Below are 25710 nucleotides of genomic sequence, written 5' to 3' on the forward strand. Positions count from 1 at the left end.
CTCAGAGATAGCGCTTGGCGACCAGGAGAAATCCGAGAACGCCGCTGGTCACGGCGAACATGGTCATGCCGTTGCACAAGCTGACATAGGCGGCCGACCGATAGGCACTCTTGTAAGAAGCAGTCTCGCAAGAAGCTTTCTTGGAAACAGCCGCGACTTTGTTCGGTTTTCGGGGCAAGTGCGTGCATCCCTTGAAAAAGCGCCGCCACCTGGTCAACACAGGTGACGGCGCCCGTCTGAGGGCTTCAGGGCGAAACCCCGCCGCAGCGTAGGCGGCGATGATGAACGGTTCGTATACCGCTCGGCATCGCGAGTTCGGATGTCAGCGCTGAAGCAAAGTTCCGCCAGAGCGCGATGAGGTCGTCATCGCGCTTTGGGGATTTATTTGAGCATGATCTGTTCGGAAAACCGCTTCGCACTTTTCCGGATCATGCCCTAGAACGAAGCGTAAGCGTTGCGGAACGCGATGGCGCCGGCGAGCGAGCGCGGCCGCGTGCGCACGGCGTGTCCGTCGTTGCCGCTGGTGACGATCCACTGGCCGTTCTCGTGACCCACGATCTTGCCGACATGGTGACGCCAGACGACGATTGCACCGACCGAGGGGCCGCCGGCATTGCTGCCGTAGCGCGCCCAGGATCGCGCCAGATTGTATTGCGGACCCGGATCGCTGCCGACCTGCGTGCGCATGAACCAGCCGCACCAGGCCGCCGGGCGACCCGCGTGTGCGTGCGCATGGTGCCGATGGTGATGGTGACGGCCGCGGGCTTCGGCAGCAGATGAAGCAAAGGCCAGGAGCACGGCGACCGCCGCAAGAGTTTTACGCATTACAAAGTCCTCTTGTTGTTGGCAGACCATCCTGATTGTGGGAGGGGCGCAGCGATGATCTGCGATTGGGTTGCGAAGCGACCGCACCGGGTCGAGCGACGCAAAACAGAGGCGGGGACATGGCCCGCTTGGGCCTTTAAGAAACCGCCTATGGCCAAAATATGACGGTCATACTTGTCTGACGGCCGAGATATTGCCGAAAATGTCAGGCGCGGCGAGCGCGAGCGCTCGGCGCAATTGCTCCGAGAGCAAGATCACAGATGCCGCTTCACCCGGAATTCGGTTATCGGAACCGGAGCGCTGCAGATGAAGCGCAGCTTCGCGCATTTCGCTTCAGAGGAGGCCAGCTCGCCGGCAGGAAATCGTGAACTTGAGCAACGTTTGAACGAACTTGAAATCGAGCTGCTGATTTCGGCGACCGCCGGCGGCGGGTATGCGCCGGTCGTGGTCCATCGCGACAGCGTCTATGTCAGCGGTCAGCTGGCGCGTAACGGCGAATAGGTGCATGGCGTCGGCCAGATGGCCGTGACGTCACGTTGGAAGAAGCCAGGCGCGGCGCACGGCTGACGCTGATCTTGGCCGCGATCAGACGTGCTGTCGGGCAAGGACGCCGCCGACATCCACGCCTATCTCAGCTCGCGGCAGGGGCGGCGGGACGAGAAGGACATTCCGCCGGTCCTGAGCCAGTGAGGATGAGGATTCCAACAGTCGGGCGGGTCACCGGAGTCGAGAAGCGTCTTTGGTGGAGGGACACCGTCGTTGTAGGCGTGCCCGCGCAGCTCCGTGCCTCAATAAGGCGAGGACTGGATTTGACACGCCGCGCTTCCGGCCCGGCGCGTTCAGCACCGGGCTCTCGTAAGCGCAGTGGTCTCGGCTCACCAGTAGGGCGAGGCTCGATAGTAGTCGTAGACGCGCCGATCGTTGTCGCGAGTCCAGCTCCAGTCATTGTCGTTGGTGTAACGTGGTGCTTTGTCCAACTGGTCCTTGGTGATGTTGGTCCGGTATCCGCCGAGATTGGTGTCATAGGTCAGGCTTGACCACGGCGTCGGATAGTGATCATCGCCCATGCCGAGGAAGCCGCCATAGCTCAGAACCGCATAGGCGACCTTGCCCGATACCTTGTCGATCATGACGCGCTCGACGCTGCCAATCTTCTGCTGGTCGGCTCCATATACGGCGGTGCCTTCGACCTTGTCGCTGGCGATAAGATTCCCTGTCTCTCGTTCTGCCATAACTCTCTCCTGGGGTGCATGGTCAGAACGTCAAACGCGGGCCCGATAAGCCCGTTCCTAATATTGAGAAGCGCCGCGGCAGATTATGGCCGCCACGCATCCAGCACCTCGCGGGCTTCCGCCAGCTCGATCTGGACATCGAAGCGCTGGGCGTAGAGGTGGAGAGAGGCGTCATGCGCCGCATCGGACGAGGAGCACAGGCCGTCTTTCACCACGATGACGCGGTAGCCAAAGTCAACGGCATCGAGCACCGATGCGAGCACGCAGACATCGGTCTCGGAGCCGGTCACGAGCAGCGTATCGACATGCTTCTCCTGCAAGTAAGTCCGCAGCGCCCCCGTTGCGAAGGCCGAATAGACCGGCTTGTCGATGCAATGTGCGGGTGGCGCGAAGCCCTCAAGTTCGGGCACCAGGCGCAACAGATTGAGATCCATTGTGCTGCGCGTCACCTTCGGCCATTTCTCATAGTAGGCGCGCCACATGCCAGCTGCATCCTTGGGCTCGACCGGCGGAATAAAGCGCGTGAAGATGGTGCGTTCGGGTGCGCGGGCCACGAGCTCCCGAATGACCGGTACAACGCGCGGCATCCATGGCGTGGGCCATGGACCGCCCGCGGCAAACAGGCGCTGCATGTCGATGCACACATGCACGGTGCGGTCGCCGGGTGAGGCTTTAAGCTGCCCCATGGCCGGCTCCCCGATGCCAGAGCGGAAAACCGTACCATGCCGTCAGGAGGGCAACGAACGCGGACGTGCCGATCGCGATGGCACGACCTGCGTTCTCGCTGACGATGTAAAGCACGACCGTGATGTCGGCGGCGATCCCGACCGCAAGGGGAAGCACGGCTGCAATCACGAGCGCGGAACCGATCCGGAAGAATTGCGGATCATCCTCGCCATGATAGGCGAGGCGATGCAGCGACGCGGGGGTCATCAGGAGAAGGACCGAAAACGCCACAGCCAGAAGCCCCGCCGCGTGGACGGCCTGCATCCAGCCGGGCAAGGCCTGAAAGGACCTTGTCAGCGCCGCCACGAACTGAAAGCCGAGCAGCGCCTGTCCGCCTGGAATGATGACGCGGGCTTCGGTCAGGAGTTGTTCGATCTTGGTCTTGAGCGGCGTGCCGCTCTCCGGGGGCAGCAGTTTGGCCTTGTGCCGCAAGACCATCCCGAGGCCAAAGAGCAAGCCGAGCCCGATTGCGGCCAGCCCCGCTCCCATGGCTGCGCCAAGTTCCGGCCCGACCAGAAAATCGAAAATAACGAAGACGGATGCGCCAAGGCCGAGCGTCAGTGGCAGGAGGCTCCAGCCGGTAAGGCTTGTCGTGACGTGCAATGCCCGGTGCCGGCTTTGGCCACTACAGGCGATGCGGTGATACATGGAGGGCGCAATCAGGAGACAAATGCTGCCGCAGAGCAGCACCAGCGCCGCGCATTGAAGCGTATGCCCGGCTGGCGACGCATCCCGGAAAAGCTCCTGAAATGCGCCTTGAAAGGCGAAGCCGAACAGAACCTGTGCGCCCAGGATAAGGAGGCGGGACTCATCCAGGGCGGTCTTGAGCTTGGCGTCGAGTTCTTTCGTCATCGCGATGCGATGAACCTTTTGCGGCCCCTGCCGGTTCCAATATCAATTTGGGTGCTGTCCTGGACGCGCGCAAAGGGCAATCGGTACAGTCTTGGTCTAGGTGGGTAATTCGGTCCCCGGGCTTGTGACCAGTTTCTCGATTGCGATAGCGCTCTCCGCTTCGCGCGCCTTCCGCAGCATGCGTTCGCGCTCCGCCCCGGCGGTATCATCGCGGCTCGAACTCGTGCCGCTTCTGCCCGCCGACCTAGCCTGAACGTCAGCGAGGTCGTTTTGCTTAACCCGGTTACGTTTCTTTCCCACGGCCTTCCTCATTCCACTTGCTGGCCCGAAACTAAATGGACGATGCGTCCATGAAAGCTGGGCGCCGGGAAGAATCGGCAATTTATTTTAGACAAGATTCACACGTGTTATTTTCTCGAACCGCGTATTCCGCGAATCATCCGGGGACTGGGCAGGGCTATTTCATTAAGATCAATTTACGGCCCAGAAGGGCCGCCTATTATCGGCAACCGGCGGTTCGGCGTGAGCATGGGAATAAGAACGGCCCCGGCGATTGCTCGTTGCCGGGGCCGTTTCTTTTGGATGACCGAACGGACTGTTCGATGCCCGATATGTGCGATTTGCTGCACAGCTCGGACGACCTACTTTGAAACGCGCTTGATCGCCTTGGCCGCATGGCCTGGCCCATGCCAGCCCAAAAAAGTCAGATCCTTGCTCTCGAGCGCGTTGGTGGCGCGGAAGAACGCTTCGAGCTCCTCGCAGGCGCGCGAGGGAAGATGGCGGATATCCCTTAGATCTGTTTCGAGTGGGGAGCGGTCCGGCACGGCGAAGACGCGATCGTTGCGCTCCTTTTTACCCTTGCTCTTCTGCTCGATCTCCAGCACCCCGACCGGCCTGCATTTGAGAACAACGCCGGGATACGTCTGGGCGTCGTGAATGACCAGCACATCGAGAGGGTCGCCGTCTTCCGCCTTGGTGGACGGGATGAAGCCCCAGTCGTACGGATAGCTGAGTCCTGTCATCAGGGGCTTTGCCAAAGTGAAGGTCCCCAGCTTGGGGTCGAACTCGAGCTTGCATGTACTCCCGCGGGGAGTCTCGATGACGGCGAAGACGTGCTTATCGTCCGCCCAGGTCGGGAGCTTAGCGAGATTCGTCATAGTTGTTCGCCTACGAGCATATGCGCCTGCGAGCCGCCCCCGGGGCGGCTTTTTCTCCATAACCGCTTGATCCTCTGCTGCGGTTGGTCAAACCAAACGGCGGTGCCAATTTATCGTTCCTGCATGCGATTTCGCCGCCGTCACGAACTTTGCAACCGAGGACGATGGCCGCAAGGAGGGCTCCAATAGATTGGCGAACGCTGGCGCAGATCGCGTTCCCTGTGGCGTCCCTCATCGCCTTCCTGCGCGAGGCGCCGAACGACATGCCGTCGTTCTCCGCCGACGTGCTGTTGGACAGGGGCATCGCCGACATCCACGCCTATCTCAGCTCGCTGCGGGCGCGGCGCAAAGGACACTCTGCCGATCCTGAACCAGTGAGGGGTGTTTAGGGGCGCCAGTCCGTCTTCGCTCTCGCTTCGCTCAAGCTTTGCCGGACACGCTTCCTTGCGGTCTGGGCGTGGCTGCGCCACGCGAAGCCCGCAAGGGCGAAGCGTGGTGCCCCTGGCCGATAATTGCTTAGAGCCGTAACTATTTGAAATCAAAAACACTTTTATCGTCGATTGCTGCCGATACCAGCACAAATACCAGCAGGATGCGGACGGCATTAGCTCGCAAAAAAACAGCAAGCGATCTGCGCCGGTACGGTCCGTGCTCAACAATCGCTCGAACCGGGCTCAAACTCGAAACCTTTGCAGGAGGTAGGCGAGCGTTTACTCAGCGGCTTTCAGTCTTTCGAAGTGGAATAATCGAAATCGGGAGTTTGACTCCCACTCTCTCCGCCGCACTGCCTCTCCACTGTATCCGGCTGTTCGCGATGGCAACAAACCAATGAATCGCGCGACCGCAGCTGTTGCAGCTAAACGCGCCGGATCGGTGTTCACAGCCAAGTGTTCTCAGCTATTCTCGACGTGGAAAGATTGTATCGGGGTTTGCCAAGGAAGGGTGCGGCAAGGCGTTGCTTGATGCGCGATTGCAAAATCGATGGCGCGGTAAAAGAGCTTCGGCCGCCAGAGGGACTGGGCGGACGAAGCAGTAGTCCTCAGTCGAGGGAGGGAGAATCGCTGGGCCGCGCTGACTTCAAGAGAGAAGAGGCCGCCGCTGCGCGGTCATTCAAAGACGAGGACTGAGCGAGCGAAACGCGCTCGCATACGCAACGCGCACAGGCGGCAGGATAGCCGCAATCATTTCGGGAGCGGCACCCATCCGGCTCGCTGGCGAACCAGCGAGCGGACGGGATATCATCAAGCGGCCCCAGCTGCGCGGCCTTGTCAGGCAGCCTTGCTCAGGCGGCCTTGGCCTTCGCCACGTGGGTCGCGATCGCATCCATCAGCGCCGGCGACAGGCAGTCATAGGGCTCGAGGCCGATTTCCTTCAGCCGGGACCGAATGCCGGCCATCTGCTCAGGCTTGACGCCGGATTCAATCTCCGAGGAGACGAAGGCGGCGAATTGCGGTGCCTGCGAGCCTTGCTCCTGGAACAGTTCCGGATGGACGAAATCGAGGCCGTAGAACGGATGGTTCTTGTTCTCGATGCGGCCGTACATATGGGTACCGCAGGCCTTGCAGGCGTGACGCTGGATCACCGCGGAGGCGTCGACGATCTGGAGCTTGTCGCCGTTCTCGAGCACGGTGACGTTCTGACGTGGCACCACCGCCACGACCGAGAAGTTTGCGCCCTGCGGCTTCCAGCACTTGGTGCAGCCGCAGGCGTGGTTGTGCGCCACGTCGCCCTTGATGCCGACCTTGACCTGATGATCCCTGCATTTGGAGGCGAGCGTGCCGCCGGCAAAATGGCCGGTACCTTGTTTGAGACCGTTGTCGATCGAGGGATGCAGTGAAGTCATGGGTCGATCCTCCTTGGGTGTGACGCTTGCGAGCTAGAACACAACGACTGAACGAATCGATTTACCCTCATGCATCAGGTCGAAGCCCTTGTTGATGTCTTCGAGCTTGAGGGTGTGGGTGATCATCGGATCGATCTGGATCTTTCCGTTCATGTACCAGTCGACGATCTTCGGCACGTCGGTGCGGCCGCGGGCGCCGCCGAAGGCAGTGCCGCGCCAGTTGCGGCCGGTGACGAGCTGGAACGGACGGGTGGCGATCTCCTTGCCGGCTTCGGCGACGCCGATGATGATCGAGGTGCCCCAGCCGCGATGGCAGGCTTCCAGCGCCTGGCGCATCACCGTGGTGTTGCCAGTGCAGTCGAAGGTGTAGTCGGCGCCGCCGTCGGTCAGGGTCACCAGATGCGGGACGATGTCTCCGGTGATCTTCTTGGGATTGACGAAGTCGGTCATGCCGAACCGGCGGCCCCATTCCTCCTTGGAGTCGTTGACGTCGACGCCGATGATCTTGTCGGCACCGGCCATCTTGGCGCCCTGGATGACGTTAAGACCGATACCGCCGAGGCCGAACACGACGACGTTGGAACCCGGATCGACCTTTGCGGTGTTGACCACGGCGCCGACACCGGTGGTGACGCCGCAGCCGATGTAGCAGCTCTTGTCGAACGGGGCGTCCTCGCGGATCTTCGCCACTGCGATCTCCGGCAACACCGTGAAGTTGGAGAAGGTCGAGCAGCCCATATAGTGATAGATCGGTTTGCCCTTGTAGGAGAAGCGGCTGGTGCCGTCAGGCATCACGCCCTTGCCCTGCGTCGCGCGGATCGCGGTGCAGAGATTGGTCTTCTGGCTCAGGCAGCTTTTGCACTGACGGCATTCCGGCGTATAGAGCGGAATGACGTGATCGCCCGGCTTCACCGAAGTGACGCCTGCGCCGATCTCGCGGACGATGCCGGCGCCCTCATGACCGAGGATCGACGGGAAGATGCCTTCGCTGTCAAAACCGTCGAGCGTGTAGGCGTCGGTGTGGCAGATGCCCGTCGCCTTGATCTCGACTAGGACTTCGCCGGCCTTCGGCCCTTCCAGATCGACTTCGACGATTTCGAGCGGCTTTTTGGCTTCGAAGGCGACGGCGGCACGTGTTTTCATCGGTAACTCCTCAAATTCTCGCAGGGCGCCAAGACTTGAGTCTCAGCCGGGCCCCAAACGTTCGCTTCTTGCCCATGCACGACTCTTCATTCTTGGTATAGGCGTCGTTCTTGTCCTCATATTTGCCCGGGCGGGCACGGCCTGTGCCTTCAACGCGTGGGTAATGCCACGATTGCTTCCACCTCAAACAAGGCCGCATCGGCGGCCAGCCGGGAAACCTCAACGGTCGTGCTCGCAGGAGGTGCGGCGGTGTTGACAAAGGAGTCGCGTACCTCGCGCAAGATCGGCAATTGTGCCCGAATGTCGGTCAAATAGTGATTGACCTTGATAACGTCCGCAAAAGTTGCGCCAACAGAGTCCAGAGCTGATTTCAAGTTGTTGTATGCCTGCGTGGATTGAGCTCTGAAATCACCCGGTTCGCCGGCGAACTTTCCATCAGGCGTAAGCCCTAATTGGCCCGCTATGACGACGAGCCGATGTGGTCCAGAAACCTCGACCAAGTGCGTATAGCCAAGGCCCTTTGCAATAGTTGGGGGATTGGAGAATGTATTCTCCGCGTGTGCAAATGGAGCAGTGGCCGCCGCGAATACAAGCAGTGTTGCGAAATTCAAAGCTAGATGCTTTGCTCTTTTGAACATTGTGGACTTCCTTTCTGCTGAGTGTTCGAGCAGCGATGATTCTTGCGATCGGTCTCGCAATTCAGGGCATCCTTGAACATTCGTATGACCTAGCGCGTCGCGACATGCTCGCGTGGTCCGTTTCCCGCTTGAGATGCCGCGTCGGTCGCCGCCACCGCATCGGAAAAATCAGAACTGCCGCTCTGGCAGTCTCAGCACGATGCCGTCGAGCGCGGACGTAACGTGGATCTGGCAGGACAATCGGCTGTTGGGCAGCCGTTCGGTCGCGGTGCCATCCAGCAGCGCGTCCTCCTCGTCGCCCATGTCAGGTAGGCGCGTGAGCCAGCTCGGGTCGACATAGACGTGGCAGGTCGCGCACATCGCGTTGCCGCCGCATTCGGCCAAAATGCCGTCGAGGCCGTGGCGGGTCGCAGCCTGCATGGCGCTTTCGCCGTAGCTGGCTTCGACGCGCTCGGACTTACCGTCGGGATGGATGAAGATGATGGCGGTCATAAAATTCCTCGTCAAGCAGGGGTGATGGTGACAGGCAGGCTATCGAGCCCACGCAGCGTGTTGTTGAAGCGTCGTTTCGGCTCGCCCGATATTTCTATCCTGGCGATCCGCTGCGCGAGCGCGGTCAGCATCACCTCGCCTTCGAGCCGGGCGACGAGCTGGCCGACGCACATGTGGATGCCGGAGCCGAAGCCGACATGGCCGGAGGTGCGGCGGGTGATGTCGTAGCTGTCAGGCTTGTCCCAACGCCGCGGATCGCGGTTAGCGGCTCCGAGGAACATCAGGACCTTTTCGCCTTCGCATATGCGCTTGCCGGATATTTCGACTTCACGCGTTGTAGTCCGGAAGAAGGTCTGAACCGGGCTTTCGAAGCGGACCGCCTCCTCGAACGCACTGCGCGACAGCGCCGGATCCTGGCGCAGCAGCTCAAACTGTTCGGGAAACCGCGCGAGGCAATAGACTGCAGCCCCGATTCCGTTGACAGTGGTATCGATGCCGGCCGAGAGCAGCGCTCGCGCGAGGAGCGGCGCCTCCGCTTCGGAAATATCACCGCTGTCGACTCGGGCGTGGATACAGCCGCCGAACCCGTCCGGCGCCAGGTTTTCGCGCTGGCATTGCTCATGCACATAGGCCTGATGCGGCGCCGAGCGTTCGAGCGCGGTTTGACGTAGTTCATTCGGCGGGCCGAATGCATTGAACCCCACCACCGCATAGGGCAGCAGATGTTCGCGACCCTCTTTTTTTAGACCCATTGCATCAGGAAAGACCGACATCGGAAAGGCTTCCGCCAAGTCGGAGATCGCATCAAAAGTTTTCAGCGCAATCAATTCGTCGACTTTTGCGACGGCCGCGGCCGTGAAGCGTTCGCGCAACCGCTTCACAACACTTGCCGATAGCACCTGATTCAGAACCGCGCGCGTTCTTGTATGCGCCGGTGGATCGGCTTCAAGGATAATGCTCTGCGGACGCCACGGCTTCTCCTTGGCGAAATCGCTAAGGCCCACGCCGCGGCTTGAACAAAAAGTGAGCGGATCGTTCAGCACGGTGCGCACTTCGTCATAGCGCGCCACCGCATAGACGTTCCACTTGTCGAGATACACGACTGGTCCGGCCTCCCGTAACTGCTCATGGGCCGGATAGGGATCGGAAAAAAACTCGTTGGAAAACGGATCGACGTCCAGATGCGGGATATCCGTGTCGGCCGATGGAGCCGAATCTGTCGCATTCATTTTGATCTCCCGAAGTGCGTTGCAGGGCCGACGCCGAGGTCTCGCCGAAATGATGAATACTTGTCGTCAAGTTCCACGGATGTGCTCTCGAAGTTGGTTGCCGTTGTAAGGGTGCCCCCCTGTCGAGGGGGTACATTACAAAAAATACTTTTTGAAATAAAGAGGTAATATATGTAACGTGACGTCTGAAAGGGCGCCCGATCGGCTGAGCAAGTCACGTGATCGTCGGGATGCGAAAGAATCCCCCTCGGATAGATAATCCGAGTTGGCGAGTAGGGGCAGCGAGATGAAAAAGATCACCCAGACCGCGTCACATTGGGGCGTGTTCAACGTAGAAGCGGACCGCGGTGAAATCCTGCGAACGATCCCGTTGTCGAAGGATGCTCGCCCGGCCAGCTATGTGGGCTCATTGCCTGAAACCGTTCAGCATGAACTGAGGATCGATCGGCCCCACGTCCGCGAAAGTTATCTTCGACGTCGTGAGAAAGCACCGCGCAACCGTGGTGGCGAAGCGTTCGTTCCGGTGTCATGGGAAGTCGCGCTTGATCTAATCGAAAATGAGCTTCGCCGCGTCAAGGACCACTATGGTAATGAGGCGATCTACGGGGGGTCCTATGGCTGGGCCAGCGCTGGCCGCTTTCACCATTCCCCCAGCGTTTTGAAACGCTTCCTTGGGCTGTTTGGCGGGTACGTCGATAAGGCCGGGAATCACAGTTTCGGTGCGGCGCGGCATATTATGCCGTATGTTATCGGTGACGGCGATATTCCTTCCCAGGCGGTCCCCTGGTCCGAGATGATCGAGCATACCAGACTCGTCGTCATGTTCGGCGGAAGTGCTCTTAAGAACACCCAGATCGATTCGGGCGGCACGGTGGTGCACGATGTGGAAGCCCGCTTTGCTCAAGCCAAGGCTCGTAACATTCGCTTTGTCAACGTCAGTCCGTCCCGAGACGATGCTGCCGCCTCGCTCGGAGCCGAGTGGTTGCCCATTCGGCCGAACACAGACACTGCCTTTATGCTCGGCCTGGCTCATACGCTGGTCGCTGAGGGTCTCCACGACCGCGACTTTCTCGCGCGCTATTGCGTCGGGTTTGAGCGTTTCGAAAGCTATTTGCTAGGTCGGACGGACGGTGTGCGTAAGGATGCTTCGTGGGCCGCAGCGCTTACGGGGATTTCCGCCTCGGTCATCGCTGAGCTCGCCCGCCGTATGGCGGAGACGCGCACATTGATCAATACGAGCTGGTCGGTGCAGAGAGCTGATCATGGCGAGCAGCCGGTGTGGATGACCGTTACTTTGGCTGCAATCCTCGGTCAGATTGGGCTTCAAGGAGGCGGGTTCAGCCTGGGTTTGGGCGCGACCAGCAGCATTGGAATGTCTTGTCTTCCGGACATCCCGCGGCCGACTCTTCCGCTCGGGCCTAATCCCATCCGCGCTCACGTGCCTGTTGGGCGTGTCGCACATATGCTGCTCAATCCTGGCGCCGAGCTGCAGTACAACGGCAAGGTCCTGAAACTCCCCGACATCAAGCTGATTTATTCGGTGGGCGGCAACCCGTTTCATCACAATGCCAACCTCAATCGCTTTCTGGAGGCCTGGCAGCGGCCGGAGACGATCATCGTCCATGAGCCGTGGTGGACGCCGCCAGCGCGGTTTGCCGACATTGTGTTGCCGGCCACGACGACGATGGAGCGGAACGATATCCTGGCCTCGGAGCGAAACAGTTTCTATATCGCCATGCATAAGGTGATCGAGCCGGTCGGCCAGAGCCGAAACGATTTCGACGTTTTTGCAGAGTTGTCGGCTCGCTTGGGCTTCCATGATTCTTACACGTGCGGCCGGAACGAGATGGGCTGGCTCCGCCACATGTATGAGGGCGCCCGGAAAATCGCGCAAGAACGGGGCTATTCACCCCCTCCGTTCGATACATTTTGGTCCGATGGATCTTATGAATTTCCATCGCTCGAACGGGATGAGACATTCCTGGGGGCATTCCGCTCGGATCCCGAAATGAACCGGCTTGCTACCCAGTCTGGCAAAATCGAGATCACCTCCGCGCTCATCGATAGTTTCAACTATGAAGATTGCCCGGCTCATGCGACCTGGATTGAGCCAGCGGAGTGGCTCGGAAGTGACAAGGCCGGTCGATATCCGATCCATCTTCTTTCTCATCAGCCGACCGCACGCTTGCACAGCCAGTTGGATATGTCTTCGGTAAGCCAAGCCTCTAAGCTCAACGGCCGCGAGCCCATCAGCCTGAGCCATGAGGACGCAAAGGACCGCGATCTGGCCGAGGGCGATCTAGTGCGAGTTTATAATGATCGGGGTGCGTTCATAGCCGCGGTGAAGATCGTGGAGAGTCTCCGACCAGGGGTCGCTCAGATGGCGACCGGCGCTTGGTACGATCCCTCTGAACCTGGGAAGGTCGGCTCCCTCGAAAAACACGGCAATCCAAATGTTGTGACGGACGACAGGGGGACGTCGCAGTTGGCACAGGGCTCCGTTGCGCAGACCGTGCTCGTGGAAATCGAGAAATGTCTGGTTGCCCCTGCGGTGACGGCATTTGATCAGCCGCGGATCACCGAACTCGCGCTGCGTGATTTCCAGATCGGAAGCTCCAAAACACATAGGTAGTGATCCAATTGACGAAACTGGAGCTCGGCTCTCACTGATACATCTGCGGTGAATGACATTGAACTTAAGCGCTCATCTGCCATTTGCGGCTGGTCTCCTGGTCACTGTCCGTTCTCTGGAGTTTTTGCGGGCCTGCTAGGCATTGGCGTTGTCGATTTCCTGAATGGCGGTTCGCCGTCGCGTGCGCGTCCGATGGTCGACCAAGCCCATCATTTCCTGCGGCGAAAGCAGTAGCGCATTGGAGAACGCTCGGATGGAATGTTGCGAAATAGAGGTATGACGTCAAAGTTTGCGCACGCGAGGCGCGGAACCATCGCTACCGGACATCCATTGGCGATGGCCGGCGGGGCGAACGTACTCGGGGCGGGTGGAGCTGCGACGGTGCGGAACGACGATGGATGGTGTGTCGCTGCTGACCGTCATCGCGATGCGAGTGGGCTTATGGTCTAGTTGGAAGGAGCGAGCGATGTGGGTCTCGGAGAGAAACCCCACCATTCCCGCTTATGGCACAGTTGCGGAAAGAATCCGCGCCATTCGAAGCCGACTGTCGCCATCGGAGCTTGCGGTCGCGAGCGTGATTATCGATCGTTATCCGACAGGCGGATTGGTTCCAATTGCGCAGCTTGCTGCTGATGCCGGCGTGAGCGGCCCAACGGTGCTTCGCCTCGTTTGCAAGCTTGGTTTCGAGGGATATGGCGAGTTTCACGCCGCGCTTCGTGCCGAGATCCAGGAGAGAATTTTCTCACCCGTTGATGTTTATCCCGCGGCGAGCTGTGGCGGGGGCGACCAAGAAATTACAGCGGAGGCCCAAGCTGCGTACTATGAGTGTCTCCAGGCGACACTGTCGCAGCTCAGCGAGAGCGAGCTGAAATCGGCCGTATCGGCGTTGTCGGACGCCGAGCGGTCCGTCTACGTGTTGGGAGGCAGGGTCAGTGGGATTCTGGCTTCACATCTCTGCACCCATTTGTCGCTTTTGCGGCCGCGCGTAGCCCATATTGGTTCGAACGGGTTCGTGCGAAGCTGCGGCATTGCCGACTTGGGGCCGACGAGCGTTGTCGTTGTTTTCGATTATCGGCACTATCAGGAGAGGACAGTCAACTGGGGGGCTGAGGCAGCGAGGCGCAAGGCCCATGTCGTCCTATTCACGGACCATTATTTATCTCCGCTTGCTCAGCATGCGACGTCTCTACTCACGTGCAGCACCAAGGGCCTTGATCCGTTCGATTCTCTCGTCGGTGCCTTAGCTCTGACCGAAATGGTTGTCGCAGAGGTTGCTCGCGCAATGGGTGCTCCGGCGAAGAAGCGCTTGACCGATCTGCGTGCCTTTCAACAGGACAATGAAAGCCGTCTCGGAGCTTGATCCGGTCCGGGGCGGATAAATGGCCTCTGACGGTCCACTGCCGGGTCTGTGGAGAGACCGTTGCCACTCGACGAGGCAACTAGGTATGAAAATTACCTCTTGCAAGAAAAATGTACAATTTATAACATGAAATTGCTGGAGGCTCGAAAATCCGGCCTCGTGAGAGTTTGGCTCGCGCTAGAGAGAATTGCCTTGACCGATCTTGCTTCAAGTGACCTCGACGCAATCTATCCCAAGCCGAATCCGCGCGTGCTCGCAAAGGCGTGGTCATCGCTGGACAAGCACGCCCAGAGATTCATTGGCATGTCCCCCTTCTGCGTGATCGCTACGACGGGCGCGGACGGAAGTGCTGATGCATCGCCGAGGGGTGGCAATCCAGGATTCGCTCATGTCGAGGGGCCCAACCTGCTGCTGATGCCGGACCGCGCAGGCAACAACCGCCTCGACAGCTTCAGAAACATCGTCGAAGGGAGCGGTTTTGTGCACCTGCTCTTCTTCGTACCGGGGATCGATGAAGTGCTGCGGATCAACGGCAAGGGTGCCGTCACCACTGACCCGGTGCTCCTGAAGCGGATGATTGAGTTTGGCAAGGAGCCGCGCGCGGTTCTCCGAATAGAGGTCAGGGAAACCTACTTCCACTGCGGCAAGGCCGCGATGCGTTCGAAGCTCTGGTCGGACGAGGCTCGCGTCAAGCGGTCTAGCTTCCCGAGCATCGGTGAGATCAATCATGACCGGACTTCGCTCGGCGAACCCGAAAGCCAGGCTGTCGTTGAAGCGATCTACAAAGAGCAATTGTAATGGTTAGTTCAAGCTCGGATCAGAATTACGAATTCATCGTCGTCGGTGGCGGCACGTCGGGTTGCGTCATTGCCGGGCGGTTAGCTCAGGCGGGGCGTTCGGTCTTGCTAATTGAGGGCGGTCGTGATGACGACACCTCGTTCATCCACATGCCGGGCGGCTTCGTCCGCTTGTTTACGGGTGATCGGGTGGTGGCCTATCAAACCACGCCGCAGAAGAATGCCGGCTCTCGGACCTTCTTTGTCCCGCAAGCCAACACGTTGGGGGGCGGAAGTTCGGTCAACGCCATGATCTATATCCGCGGCTCGGCTGAAGATTATAACGAATGGCGAGAGCTCGGGTGCGATGGCTGGGGCTGGGATGACGTCTTGCCGTTTTTCAAGAAGTCGGAATGCAACGACACGCTTTCCGAGCCCTATCACGGCATCGACGGCCCCATAAAAGTCAGCAACCCCTGGTACGGGATCTCGACCAATCTCGCCTTCATCAAGGCTGGGCAGGAGATAGGGCTCCCTTTCAATCACGATTTCAACGGTCAACGACAAGAGGGCATCGGCTTCTACCAATCGACTTGCTGCAAGGGCCGCCGTAGCAGCTCAGCCGTAGGTTATTTGTCCCCGCGAAGACTTCATCCAAAACTGACCGTGCGGACCAATTGCAAAGTGCTTAAGCTCATCACGGAGGGGACGCGGGTAACTGGCGTCGTCTATCGTGGCAGAGACGGTGTCAGGAATGAAGTGCGCGCTGCGAGAGAGGTCATATTGGCAGCGGGAGCCATGGCCTCGCCGAAGATCCTGCAATTGTCAGGAATTGGACCTGCATCGCTGCTGAAGGACAAGGGTATCGAAGTCGTTCACGATGCGCGCGAGGTTGGGGAGAATTATCAAAACCACGTCGAGGTGCCCCTACATTGCCGGCTGAAGGAACCGATCAGCCTGTTTGGCCAGGACAAGGGCTTTGCTGCGCTAAAGCACGGTCTGCAGTACACGCTGTTTCGAAGTGGTCTGTTGGCCTCCAGTATCGCTGAGGCCGGCGCGTTCATCGATACCCAGAAGACGGGCAGACCGGACGTTCAGCTCTATCTGATCCCCTCTTTGTTTGGTTCGCCGGAATGGCCCGCGCCTCCGGGCCATGGCGTTTCGATTTGCGTGCAACTGCTGCGGCCAAAATCGCGCGGCTCCGTCCGAGTGAGCAGTGCGGCGCCGGATGACCCCGTGGTTTTTGATGCGGGCGCATTGGCGCATCAAGACGATGTCGACACCATTGTCCGCGGCATCGAGGTCGCGAGACAGATCATCAAGGCGCCGTCTTTGGCGCGAATCGCCAGCGGAGAGATCTATTCCTCGCCCGATGGCGAAGAAGATGCGCGGAATCCGGAAGGGTTCGTGCGGAAGTATACCCGTTCGGTCAGTCACGTTGCAGGTACCTGTCGCATGGGGTCGGACGCGCGAGCCGTCGTCGATGTGCAGCTTCGCGTCAATGGACTGTCCGGACTAAGGGTCGCTGACGCGTCCGTCATACCGAAATTGGTAAGCGGCAACACCAACGCAGCTGCGACGCTGATCGGCGAACGGTGTGCGGATTTCGTCCTTCGAGGTCTCAACTAATTGCTGCTGGACCGTGAGCTCGCGCGTCGCGGTGAGAATTGATGGCAGAAGCGGGACGGCGCACATCGCCGGTGCATGATGACGGGGTTAATCATTTCGCGTGTCGCGGTGGTAACAGAATTCGTATTGGCGGTTGCCTCGGCAACCTCAACTGTCGATGCGGTTCATGTGTATTCGCTACACCAGCCGCAATCGCCGCTTTGGTGCTGAGCAACGATGGGCCGCAATCCATGACTGTTTTTGCCAACTTGTGTTTACAGGACTTGGCGTGCTGACCGTTACCAATCAGATCAAGGCGGCGCGGGCGCTGCTGGGATGGGATCAATTCGAACTATGTAAACGGGCTGGAGTGTCTATATCGACTATCAGGCGTCTTGAAGCCTCCGAAGGCTTCATTGAAGCTCACTATGGCACTGTCGTGAAGGTTTGCGATGCGCTGAAATGTGCGGGCATCCACTTCATCGATGGTCCGAATTATGGAGTTCAGCTCACCAAAGGGGACGATTCGCTTTGACTGGTCGACCGCTTCTGCACCGTGCGACTGGAAGGCGCGACCGGAAGGCTTTTCTGGCGGGCATGTGGGAATGGAGCGGCTGCTATCTCCGCTATCGTCCTCGTTCGCGATCCGGACCGTGGCGGTGGGGAGATCCCCGAGCAGAGGTCGCGATCTCGCTGCCATTCCTTGTATGGCGCTGCTTGCGCATCGACGTTGCGCGGACCGGTACGCCATGGAGAAGCGCGCCGCTCGCCTACACGTATGCCGGCGTAGGTCAGGACATCGCGGTCGCTCTCGAGAAGCTGAAATAACTGGCGGTGCCTCAGCCCGCACATCGAGGAAGCCGTGAGGAGAGCCTGGATCGGAGGAAGAGACTGAGGAGGCCGACCGCGACCCGTCGCATCACGTCGAGCAACACGAGGCAGCAACAATTCTCTCGTGGTCTGTGCGGTGAGAAATGAAGTGGCACAGTACTAACGCAGTGAAATCGAAGTAATTCTGCGAGGAATAAAATATATCAATCCAGATATTATTCTGATCATAAGTGATATTACTGTCGTATTATTATAACTACCTGCAAAAATGCGATGCGAAGACCTCAACTCATCTTGAGGTACGTGATCTCGCGGACGATGATCCCTCCATCGAACGAGGCCGCTCCTTGGCCGTTCGTTTTCAACCTCGGGGGACTTTGATGCTGGACTTCATTCGGACAATAGCGGTCACGACTTGCCTGGTGGCCCTAACGGCTGGGACAACTAAATTCGCTGCCGCGGCTGATCAAGATAAGCCGCCGCCAACCAAAGCGTTGAAGGTGCCTTCGAAGCCTGCCGATCTGCCGTTCTTCTTCATCATCGACGATCGGGTAACATATTCCTGGATGCCAAAAGGTGTTGATCCGGGCATGTACAGCATTCGCCCGGACGGCTCGATCAACGGCACGACGCCGAAGAGCGTCTATTCGTTCACCCACTTCGATGCATGGCAGTACGGCACCAACTTCCTAACCATTTCGATGCTCAAGTCGGGTCACAACGATCCCGCCAGCCCCTGTGTAGCGCCTGGGGTTACAATTACCGGAGGCGTGGCAGATTGTGCGGGTGCCACGGAATTCTTCGGTCTGCTGCGCAGCACCTTTGGCTTCAATGAAATCTTCAACACCAAGGCCTTCAGTATCGGACCCTTGCGCAATGTTTCGTTGGAAGTTGGGGCCTTCGGGGAAACGACCAACACCTTTCTAGCTCCGAACAGTCGCCAGTTTGTCGCTGGTTTGCAGTTCGCGTTCGATCTTCCTTACAAAGGCTTCTTCAATGTAGCGCCGTTGGCATACAAGGAATACAATCACATCGCCTTCACTCAATGCGGTCTTGCTCCAGGCGTTCCCGGCGTGACCTGCCAGGGCGACGGCAATGTGGAATTCAAAACCACATGGGCAATCGAGACGAACTGGTACATGGACTTGGGTTTCCTTCCCGAGAACATGCAGTTTTTCTCTATCAGTGGCCGCGCCGCCTGGATTGGACCGAAAGGCGACGCGAATGGTCTGCCGGCGCTCTCCGGTATCGGGCGTTTCAGCACTGCGACCAAAACCGAGTTTAACAGCGAGCCAATCCGCCTGACGTTCGACGCCGGCAAGGCCTTCATGGGTCCGAAGAATGCTCACGCTGTTGATCTCTGGGTGGCCTACCGCTATTGGCAAAACGTGCACGGTCTTGACCGTAACGCAGCGCCCGGCGTCTGCACGGTCGCCGCGTCCGGTCAGAGCACTAAGAGCTGCACGGAATCGACAGTCTATTCGGGCGTTACAATAAAGTTCTGATCCTCGCTCCCATTGGCCATAAGCAACCTCCATGGCCGCACTGAGCGGGACGGCTTTCCTCGGGGCAGCCCTCCCGCTCTTTTTCCTCATCTACGACGGACTCGCTACTGATCTTCCTGAAATTCGAGCGTCGCTCGAGCACGTCTGGCGGGTTTCCGGGCACTATCGAAGTTAGATGCAAGACGAGACAGAAACTGGAACAACAATCTCAACTGCTCGCGCGTCAGCATCCCAGGCAGAACTTCCCAAGCGTCATTCTCCAGCCACGGCTTGGAATGTTTGAGCGCGGTAGGCCCAGGACAGTGGCCGGTCGATGTCACGGCTTGAATACCCGTTGTCGCTTCCGGCAGCTCGCGGACATCGACCAACGGGATTGCCACCGCATGGGGCGTTGACGCGGAGATGGTCCGGATCAGCCGCCGGAGCGTTTCTGTAGAGTGCCTTCCTGGCGCATATCGGCAAAGTAAAAAGCAGGTTTCTCATAAAGCTGGCCGCATGGCACGATTCGGCAGAAGGCATCACGAATTTGCAGGATGTCGCCTTCCTGGTGATGCAAATTTAGTCGTTGGCGTATTCCGCAATCGGAGCATCAAATGAAGCTGCCCCCTCTTTTAGACGTTCATCCGGCTCGTGATACAGACTATTCAATCTGGCCGCTCGCTTACTGTCAGTCGCACATGCCGTACGATTTCTTTGGGGGCGCGGGTCTTTACAGTAACAAAGGTATCGTCACGGTTCCGATGATCTACACGCTGCTCGTCGGTGGCGAAGTCGGCGGCAAACAGCATGTCGCTCTTGTAGACTGCGGCTTCCAGAAGGGCGACTGGCTGAAGCGCTATTCCTTCTCGGGCTGGGAGGATCCTAAAGACGTTCTGGGTAAAGTGGGCTTCTCACCTGAGGACGTGGAAGCAATTTTGGTCACGCACATGCATTTCGATCATATAGGCAATTTTCGCGCTTTCCCAAATGCGAAGCTCTACATCCAGCTCGACGAATATCTCGGGTGGTCGGAAGCAGTATGTAGTGCCCACCAGAACATGCACTCCGACGAAGAGAGAGCCTGGATACTTTCGTCGTTTGACCCGGAAGACTTAGTGCATGCCGCGGAGGGGTTGGCGAAGGGGCGGCTCTGCTTTGTACGCGGAGAAGAAGAGATTCTGCCGGGCATCACCGCTCATCTCGCTAAAGATTCGCACACGTTCGGCACTCAATTCTTCATGGTCCGGACGCATAATGGGCCATTCGCGGTCGCTGGAGACACCGTTTACTGGTACTCGAACGTCGAGAAGATGTGGCCGCCTGGGTACAATCAGGGAAACGCATTCAACCAAATCAAAACATTTCTGCAAATGCGCGACGTTTTGAAAAACGAGACGAAGCGCATCATTCCCGGTCACGATCCAGTTCTGTGGGAGCGTCATCTAACTTGGGTCACGGCTAGCGGGAATCAGGTCGCTGAGGTCAATCTGCGCGACGGGGATAAGTCCCGCAAGCCCTATGGCATAAAGGCGTTCTCGCCGGAATCGTCCTAATTGACGAAGCGGGCACCGGCGTTTGGTGATGCTTCGATGCGTCACGAAGCAGAAGCCGTTGCCGGATGATTTTTGGAGGAATTTCCAAATGATCCTAGCGGCGCTTACGTGAAGGGCGGCTGGCCGGAGGATCGGCGTTCGATCCGGTTCGCAGCGGTGAGAGGTCACGCGTCCGGGCGCCAAGGTGAAAGCGGTCAACAACCGAAACGCAAACACAGAGGACGACAGCAATGCTGGACACAAACAATCAAATCCCCCAATCGAATTATGATCCCTATCACGACGGTGCGTTGCCAAATCCGTTCCCGGGCTATGACATGCTGCGCGACATGGGCGCAGCCGTCTGGCTGACGAAATACGAGATGTATGCCTTGACGCGCTATTCGTCGGTCAAACAAGCGCTCAGCGATGACACAAACTTCGTGTCTGGACGAGGCGTAATGATGAACGAGCAGCTGAACAATCTTTTGGTTGGCAACACGCTTTGCAGCGATGGCGACATGCACACCCGCCTTCGCAAAGTCACTGCTGCTCCCATGACTCCGGGTGCCCTCAAAAGTCTTCAGGACGAGATCCGCATGGAGAGCGAAGGGTTGGTCGACCGGCTGCTGGGCGATCGGGGCGGGCGGTTCGACGCGGTCAAGGATCTCGCTCAGTATTTGCCGCTGAAAATCGTCTCGAACGCGGTTGGCCTTGCCGAAGAGGGCCGCGAACGAATGCTGGAATGGTCGGAGGCCGCCTTCAATTGCTTCGGTCCGGAGAACGAACGCATGTTGCGGTCGCTTCCGGTGCTGGGTGAGATGGTGGAGTACGCGAACAACCAGGCGGTGCGTGGCAAGCTTCGCAAGGGGAGTTGGGCTGATGCCATTCTCGATGCGGCTGATAGTGGTGCCGTTCCGAAAGAGGCAGTCTCCGTTCTCATGGGCGATTATCTCGTGCCCAGTCTGGACACCACCATCTCTGGCATTGTCTCGGCTGTCTGGCACTTCGCCCGTTCGCCTGATCAATGGGACAAGCTGCGCAACGATAATGCGTTGCTGCGCAACGCGGTAAACGAAGTGTTGCGGCTCGAAGCTCCGTTGCAGGGCTTTGGCCGGTATGTTGCCAATGATGTTCAGATGGATGGGGTCACCATTCCCAAAGATAGCCGCGTGATCTGTTTCTATGGTGCGGCGAATCGGGATCCGCGCCAATTCGAGAACCCGGACCGCTTCGACATTGCCCGGAACAATGCAAACATGCATCTCTCCTTTGGGTTCGGTACACATCAATGCTTGGGCATGAACCTTGCGCGTCTGGAAATCGTTTCGCTCTTCACGGCCTTGCTGAGCCGGGTACGGCGCTTCCACGTCCGCAATGAAAAGCGGCTGGTGCACAACCTCGTGCGCAATTACGAAGTGCTCGAAGTCGAGGTTGAGTTCGACTGACAGAGCGAGTCAAAACCAGCAGACCGACGCGATCGGTTTTAGATCGAGGGTATCGTCATGGCGAAACTTACCTTTGTCAACGCATTGGGAAAGGCAACGACCGTTGATGCAACAGCGGGCGAGACATTGATGCGTATTGCATTGGATAACGGCGTCACTGGAATTGAGGCCGAATGCAGCGGCTCGATGAATTGCGGGACTTGCCACATTTATGTCGCACCGCAATTTCTTGACTGGTGTCCGCCGCGCAGCGAGACCGAAGAGGAGTTGCTGGCCATCGCTGCCTCGGAGTTGCGCAACAATTCTCGCCTATCCTGCCAAATCGTCATGCGGCCGGAGATGGATGGGATGGTCGTGCACCTACCTGAAAGTCAGTTTTGATGAGCGAGCACGTGTTAGTGGTCGGTACCGGCCAAGCAGGCTTCCAGCTTGCCGCAAGCCTGCGACAAAAGGGTTTTGCAGGTGAAATTACGCTGGTAGGCGATGAAGCCTCCCCTCCCTATCAGCGTCCGCCTCTTTCCAAGGCCTATCTAAAAGAGGGCTGCGAAGAGAGGCTGCACCTTCGCAATCTGCCTTTCTATTCTGAGAATCGAATCTCTCTCTTGTGTGGACGACGCGTCACGGCACTTAATCGTCGAGCAAAACGGATAACACTGGATGACGGGCAGTATCTCGATTGGGATCGCCTGGTTTTGGCCACCGGTACTCGGATTGCCTCACCGCCAATCGCAGGGGTGAATCTGCCGGGCGTTCATGGCTTGCGTTCGATTGACGATGCGCGGCGCCTGCGTGATGAAATGGCCACAATGCGGCGGGCAGTTGTGATTGGAGGAGGCTTCATCGGGTTGGAGTTTGCCGCCGTCGCGCGGGAGGCAGGTATCGAAGTCAGTATTATCGAGAGCGCCGGACGATTGATGGCACGGGCGATCTCTCCCCAGATGTCGACAATCGTGCAAGCGATTCATAGCGAGCAGGGGGTATCGATATTCCTGAACAGCTTCGCTGCATCTGTGGAGGCGCAGGCTGATGGCCGGGTGCGCGGGGTGTCACTGAGCGACGGACGTTTCCTGCCGGCCGACGGCGTAATCTTGGCGACCGGGGTTGTCCCGAACACCGAGCTTGCTGAAGCGGCTGAATTGAGGGTTCATAACGGTATCGTAACAGACTGCTATCTGACGACCGAGGACCCAATGATTCACGCCGTGGGAGATTGTGCGGCCTTTCCTGATCCGTTCGGTCTGTCGCTTATTCGTCTAGAATCAGTACAGGCAGCGGTCGATCACGGACGGTGTGTTGCGGATGTAATCATGGGTCGCCCTTCTCCTTACGCGGCGCTACCGTGGTTCTGGAGCGATCAGGGCAGGTACAAACTACAAATCGCGGGCTTGGCCGCACCCGACGACGCGGCACGTTTGACACAGACGGAGAACGGCGGGCAGGTCGTAGTTCGGTCTCGGAATGGGCTAGTCACGGCAGTCGAGACTCTGAATGCTCCCGGCGTGCATATGTCTGCACGCAAACTTCTTGCAGCCGGCCCTTCGCGAGATATCGCCCTCAGCGTCTGAGCGGCTGCTCACTCTGAAATTGGATGCGGCGAGCAGCATGGCTGCGCAAGCGGCGTGTCGCTGACCGAGCACGACCGCTCGAAGGTCTATGCAACCAAATCGTGGGAGGCCTTCCGATAGCTGCCAGGAGTAACGCCTGCAACCCGCCGGAAAACATGAGTCAGGTGCTCTTGGTGTGCAAATCCGCAGTCAAGCGCAATTTCTGCTATTGAACCAGTTGTGTGTCGCAGAAGACGCTTAGCGCGCTCAACCCGTTGGAGCACGATGAACTGATGAGGAGATTTGCCCGTAGCATTCTTGAACTGGCGAGAAAAATGGGAGGCGCTATGACCGATCAGATCACTTAAGTCTTGCAAGCGTATATTGCTGTCCAGATTCTCGTCGATGTGGTTCCGAATTGTTTCCAACTGCGAGCTGGTCAACCCTCTATCGCACTCTGATTCCTGGACTGCTCCAGCATTTATCCAGACGAGGCGAGTTGCAATCGCCATTGCTAGCTGATCTGCATAGGAAACTGATCGATCAGAACGCTTAGCCGCTACTCGCCAAGCTTCCATTATCAGCTGCTCCAGCAACTCATCTTTCATCGTGAACAATGGCCGGTAGCTTAGTTCGCCAGAGACATACCCTAGATTTTCGGCGGCCTTTCGCATTACGGCTGAGCTCAGATACAAGTGGACCGTTTCCAACTGATCCCGCAATGTAATGCTAAACTGCCGCCCAGCGGGCCAGAAGCCTATGCCGCCGGGAGACACGACTTTGCTCCTGGGATTGTCATCAATCTTTCCGTCTATGCGCACCGGACCAGTAAGATGCAAGACGATGAGATGATGATCTAGAGGGTGAAGGTCGGCGTGAAATGGCGCTTCACTCTGATGTGAAACAAACAGGGATGACCAGCCGCAGTTTTCGCTGGAAAACCGCACTTGGCAAGTCGGCAAGGTCAACAGACCGTGCGTATCGGCGAGCGTAAAAGTCCTAAAGACGCGCATCTCCAGCCGATCTCGATATAGCCCCATAAAGGTAAGCCGGGTCACTGCGCGCCGTCAATTGGGTTAAACTACGAGGCGCACCGTGACGCTTCAGTATGTTAGAAAAAATAGAATCGTGTGTTCTCCAGGTCAGGTCAGGTCAGGTCAGCTAAGTTGCCCGATCCTGCTTAGCTCCGCCCGCGGCAATGACGTGCATAAGCTCCGGTGAAACGCAAGCAGCCGCACTTGGCCCAGGAGAATGGAGACACTAGGTCTTCGCGTGAAGCGCGATGATCAACGAGCACAGGGCCCAAAAAACGTGGTACTCGCAACCGCCGAGATTCCAGCTCCATTTGCCGCTGGAAACCTTCAGGACGGCAGCTGCGGCGGTCAGCATGAAAATTGCGGATATCCACCCGGCAAACGTCATGAATATTCCAAACGTCATGCAAACGGTAACTGTTACCTCAACAACAAGCGAAAAGTAGACAAACAAAGCGACTGGACGGAACCCGGCGGCTTTGAAAAAGCCGAACACACTGTCTCGTGCGGTGAATTTGGCGAGGCTATGAGGGATGTAGGCAAGTCCACAAATGAGACCGAGTTGGCGGATCGGATCGGCAAGATCTAGATTCATTCGACTCCCCTAGAAGTGGCGCGAAGTGCAGCATGGCGTCGCTCCTTCGCAAGGTCATTCGGTTCAAAGCACAAAGGCGCGCTAACGTACCGTTGGTGGCCTTAGTGCATGGATTCTAATGAAGTGAGCACGCCCTGACCGCTGAACGGGCTTGCCGAGTTGCACAGCGACCGAAACAGCTGGCGAGCACGGCCGAAAGCCAGCGCTCGCCCGCTGCACGTTCTCATCTCAATCTGCTTTTGCAGCCAAAGCTTCCATCTCGACCACCCACTTGGGGTTGGCCAAGCCGGACACAACGACCCAGGTGGACGTCGGCAGATAGCCAGCAGGCAGATATTTCTTCCGGTGAATGGCCAGGAATTTGAGACCAGCGGGGTCTGTAGAGTAGACGTTCAAGTGCACAATGTTCTCAGGTCCCATCCCCGCGGCACTTAGAGTGGCCAGGGTGTTCTGCCAAACTTGGTCGTGCTGTTCTTCAAAGCTTTCGGGCAGGCTGCCGTCCGGGCGAATGCCAGCCTGTCCCGCAATCGAGAGCCATCGCGCATTGGCGGGAATTTCAATGCTATGACTATACGCGCCCACAGGAGGAGCTATTGTGCCGGGATTCGTGCTCTTGAACATGGACTTCTCCGCTTTTGATTGTCTCGGTGTTTCAGCCAGCGGCCCCCTGCTGATCAGGGCGCCTTATGGACTGTCACTACGTAGCTGTAGGGACGATCGCCATCCTGC

26 protein-coding genes are annotated in these 25710 nt (G+C 58.3%); 12 read left to right on the plus strand and 14 right to left on the minus strand.

The window, feature by feature from the left end:
• Position 1: 1 nt before the first annotated feature.
• Positions 2 to 178, minus strand: a complete 177-nt coding sequence (locus ACVIW0_RS04390) for a hypothetical protein (protein WP_461351218.1) — start codon at positions 176 to 178, stop codon at positions 2 to 4.
• A 257-nt stretch (positions 179 to 435) separates the two neighbouring features.
• Complete coding sequence (locus ACVIW0_RS04395; RefSeq protein ID WP_461351219.1) at positions 436 to 825, minus strand: C40 family peptidase; 390 nt, start codon at positions 823 to 825, stop codon at positions 436 to 438.
• 306 nt (positions 826 to 1131) lie between these two features.
• Here ACVIW0_RS04395 and ACVIW0_RS04400 point away from each other — a divergent pair, with 306 nt between their 5' ends.
• On the plus strand, positions 1132 to 1326 hold the full coding sequence (locus ACVIW0_RS04400; protein WP_461351220.1) for a hypothetical protein: 195 nt from the start codon (positions 1132 to 1134) through the stop codon (positions 1324 to 1326).
• Positions 1327 to 1700: 374 nt separating this feature from the next.
• Here the strand turns inward: ACVIW0_RS04400 and ACVIW0_RS04405 are convergent, their stop codons facing one another.
• The 4 genes from ACVIW0_RS04405 to ACVIW0_RS04420 all read right to left on the minus strand — a co-directional run bounded on the left by ACVIW0_RS04405 (position 1701) and on the right by ACVIW0_RS04420 (position 4792).
• Positions 1701 to 2057, minus strand: coding sequence for a PRC-barrel domain-containing protein (locus tag ACVIW0_RS04405; RefSeq protein WP_461351221.1), 357 nt, complete (start codon positions 2055 to 2057; stop codon positions 1701 to 1703).
• Between the two features lie 83 nt (positions 2058 to 2140).
• Complete coding sequence (locus tag ACVIW0_RS04410; RefSeq protein ID WP_461351222.1) at positions 2141 to 2743, minus strand: cysteine hydrolase family protein; 603 nt, start codon at positions 2741 to 2743, stop codon at positions 2141 to 2143.
• Positions 2730 to 3635, minus strand: coding sequence for a DUF6328 family protein (locus ACVIW0_RS04415; protein WP_461351223.1), 906 nt, complete (start codon positions 3633 to 3635; stop codon positions 2730 to 2732). The genes ACVIW0_RS04410 and ACVIW0_RS04415 overlap by 14 nt, the downstream gene beginning before the upstream one ends.
• Before the next feature lie 641 nt (positions 3636 to 4276).
• Complete coding sequence (locus ACVIW0_RS04420) at positions 4277 to 4792, minus strand: inorganic diphosphatase (RefSeq protein WP_461351224.1); 516 nt, start codon at positions 4790 to 4792, stop codon at positions 4277 to 4279.
• Positions 4793 to 5013: 221 nt separating this feature from the next.
• On the opposite strand from ACVIW0_RS04420, the gene ACVIW0_RS04425 reads away from it, so the two are divergent.
• On the plus strand, positions 5014 to 5181 hold the full coding sequence (locus ACVIW0_RS04425) for a hypothetical protein (protein ID WP_461351225.1): 168 nt from the start codon (positions 5014 to 5016) through the stop codon (positions 5179 to 5181).
• Positions 5182 to 6074: 893 nt separating this feature from the next.
• Here the strand turns inward: ACVIW0_RS04425 and gfa are convergent.
• The 5 genes from gfa to ACVIW0_RS04450 all read right to left on the minus strand — a co-directional run bounded on the left by gfa (position 6075) and on the right by ACVIW0_RS04450 (position 10137).
• On the minus strand, positions 6075 to 6635 hold the full coding sequence (gene gfa, locus ACVIW0_RS04430) for an S-(hydroxymethyl)glutathione synthase (protein ID WP_461351226.1): 561 nt from the start codon (positions 6633 to 6635) through the stop codon (positions 6075 to 6077).
• A 33-nt stretch (positions 6636 to 6668) separates the two neighbouring features.
• Entirely contained in the window at positions 6669 to 7778 is a 1110-nt protein-coding gene (locus tag ACVIW0_RS04435) for an S-(hydroxymethyl)glutathione dehydrogenase/class III alcohol dehydrogenase (protein ID WP_461351227.1), read from the minus strand.
• Positions 7779 to 7927: 149 nt separating this feature from the next.
• Positions 7928 to 8416 (minus strand): RidA family protein, encoded by a 489-nt coding sequence (locus ACVIW0_RS04440; RefSeq protein WP_461351228.1) that lies wholly within the window; start codon positions 8414 to 8416, stop codon positions 7928 to 7930.
• Between the two features lie 168 nt (positions 8417 to 8584).
• Positions 8585 to 8908 (minus strand): 2Fe-2S iron-sulfur cluster-binding protein, encoded by a 324-nt coding sequence (locus ACVIW0_RS04445; RefSeq protein WP_461351229.1) that lies wholly within the window; start codon positions 8906 to 8908, stop codon positions 8585 to 8587.
• 11 nt (positions 8909 to 8919) lie between these two features.
• Complete coding sequence (locus tag ACVIW0_RS04450; protein WP_461351230.1) at positions 8920 to 10137, minus strand: cytochrome P450; 1218 nt, start codon at positions 10135 to 10137, stop codon at positions 8920 to 8922.
• A gap of 286 nt (positions 10138 to 10423) precedes the next feature.
• Here ACVIW0_RS04450 and ACVIW0_RS04455 point away from each other — a divergent pair, with 286 nt between their 5' ends.
• From ACVIW0_RS04455 to ACVIW0_RS04500, 10 genes are all read left to right on the plus strand, one after another.
• Positions 10424 to 12769 (plus strand): molybdopterin-dependent oxidoreductase, encoded by a 2346-nt coding sequence (locus ACVIW0_RS04455; RefSeq protein WP_461351231.1) that lies wholly within the window; start codon positions 10424 to 10426, stop codon positions 12767 to 12769.
• Positions 12770 to 13163: 394 nt separating this feature from the next.
• The gene (locus tag ACVIW0_RS04460; protein ID WP_461351232.1) at positions 13164 to 14129 is read left to right on the plus strand and encodes a MurR/RpiR family transcriptional regulator; all 966 of its coding nucleotides are present in this window, start codon (positions 13164 to 13166) and stop codon (positions 14127 to 14129) included.
• A 192-nt stretch (positions 14130 to 14321) separates the two neighbouring features.
• Positions 14322 to 14927: an MSMEG_1061 family FMN-dependent PPOX-type flavoprotein gene (locus tag ACVIW0_RS04465; RefSeq protein ID WP_461357239.1), complete on the plus strand. Its 606-nt coding sequence runs from the start codon at positions 14322 to 14324 to the stop codon at positions 14925 to 14927.
• Positions 14927 to 16534, plus strand: a complete 1608-nt coding sequence (locus tag ACVIW0_RS04470; protein WP_461351233.1) for a GMC family oxidoreductase — start codon at positions 14927 to 14929, stop codon at positions 16532 to 16534. Before ACVIW0_RS04465 ends, ACVIW0_RS04470 begins: the two co-directional genes overlap by 1 nt.
• A gap of 166 nt (positions 16535 to 16700) precedes the next feature.
• Positions 16701 to 17048 carry a helix-turn-helix domain-containing protein gene (locus ACVIW0_RS04475; protein WP_461351234.1) on the plus strand — a complete coding sequence of 116 codons (348 nt, stop codon included), beginning with the start codon at positions 16701 to 16703 and terminating at the stop codon, positions 17046 to 17048.
• Positions 17049 to 17724: 676 nt separating this feature from the next.
• Positions 17725 to 18849, plus strand: coding sequence for a hypothetical protein (locus ACVIW0_RS04480; RefSeq protein WP_461351235.1), 1125 nt, complete (start codon positions 17725 to 17727; stop codon positions 18847 to 18849).
• 593 nt (positions 18850 to 19442) lie between these two features.
• The gene (locus tag ACVIW0_RS04485) at positions 19443 to 20381 is read left to right on the plus strand and encodes an MBL fold metallo-hydrolase (RefSeq protein ID WP_461351236.1); all 939 of its coding nucleotides are present in this window, start codon (positions 19443 to 19445) and stop codon (positions 20379 to 20381) included.
• 230 nt (positions 20382 to 20611) lie between these two features.
• Positions 20612 to 21808, plus strand: a complete 1197-nt coding sequence (locus ACVIW0_RS04490) for a cytochrome P450 (RefSeq protein WP_461351237.1) — start codon at positions 20612 to 20614, stop codon at positions 21806 to 21808.
• Between the two features lie 57 nt (positions 21809 to 21865).
• Complete coding sequence (locus ACVIW0_RS04495) at positions 21866 to 22189, plus strand: 2Fe-2S iron-sulfur cluster-binding protein (RefSeq protein WP_461351238.1); 324 nt, start codon at positions 21866 to 21868, stop codon at positions 22187 to 22189.
• Positions 22189 to 23373 (plus strand): NAD(P)/FAD-dependent oxidoreductase, encoded by a 1185-nt coding sequence (locus tag ACVIW0_RS04500; RefSeq protein ID WP_461351239.1) that lies wholly within the window; start codon positions 22189 to 22191, stop codon positions 23371 to 23373. Before ACVIW0_RS04495 ends, ACVIW0_RS04500 begins: the two co-directional genes overlap by 1 nt.
• Before the next feature lie 86 nt (positions 23374 to 23459).
• Here ACVIW0_RS04500 and ACVIW0_RS04505 read toward each other — a convergent pair whose 3' ends face one another.
• From ACVIW0_RS04505 to ACVIW0_RS04515, 3 genes are all read right to left on the minus strand, one after another.
• Positions 23460 to 24410: a helix-turn-helix domain-containing protein gene (locus ACVIW0_RS04505; RefSeq protein ID WP_461351240.1), complete on the minus strand. Its 951-nt coding sequence runs from the start codon at positions 24408 to 24410 to the stop codon at positions 23460 to 23462.
• 202 nt (positions 24411 to 24612) lie between these two features.
• Complete coding sequence (locus tag ACVIW0_RS04510) at positions 24613 to 24981, minus strand: DoxX family protein (protein WP_461351241.1); 369 nt, start codon at positions 24979 to 24981, stop codon at positions 24613 to 24615.
• Positions 24982 to 25209: 228 nt separating this feature from the next.
• Positions 25210 to 25602: a RidA family protein gene (locus ACVIW0_RS04515; RefSeq protein WP_461351242.1), complete on the minus strand. Its 393-nt coding sequence runs from the start codon at positions 25600 to 25602 to the stop codon at positions 25210 to 25212.
• Positions 25603 to 25710: the final 108 nt, after the last annotated feature.

This window comes from Bradyrhizobium sp. USDA 4454, from assembly GCF_054822705.1.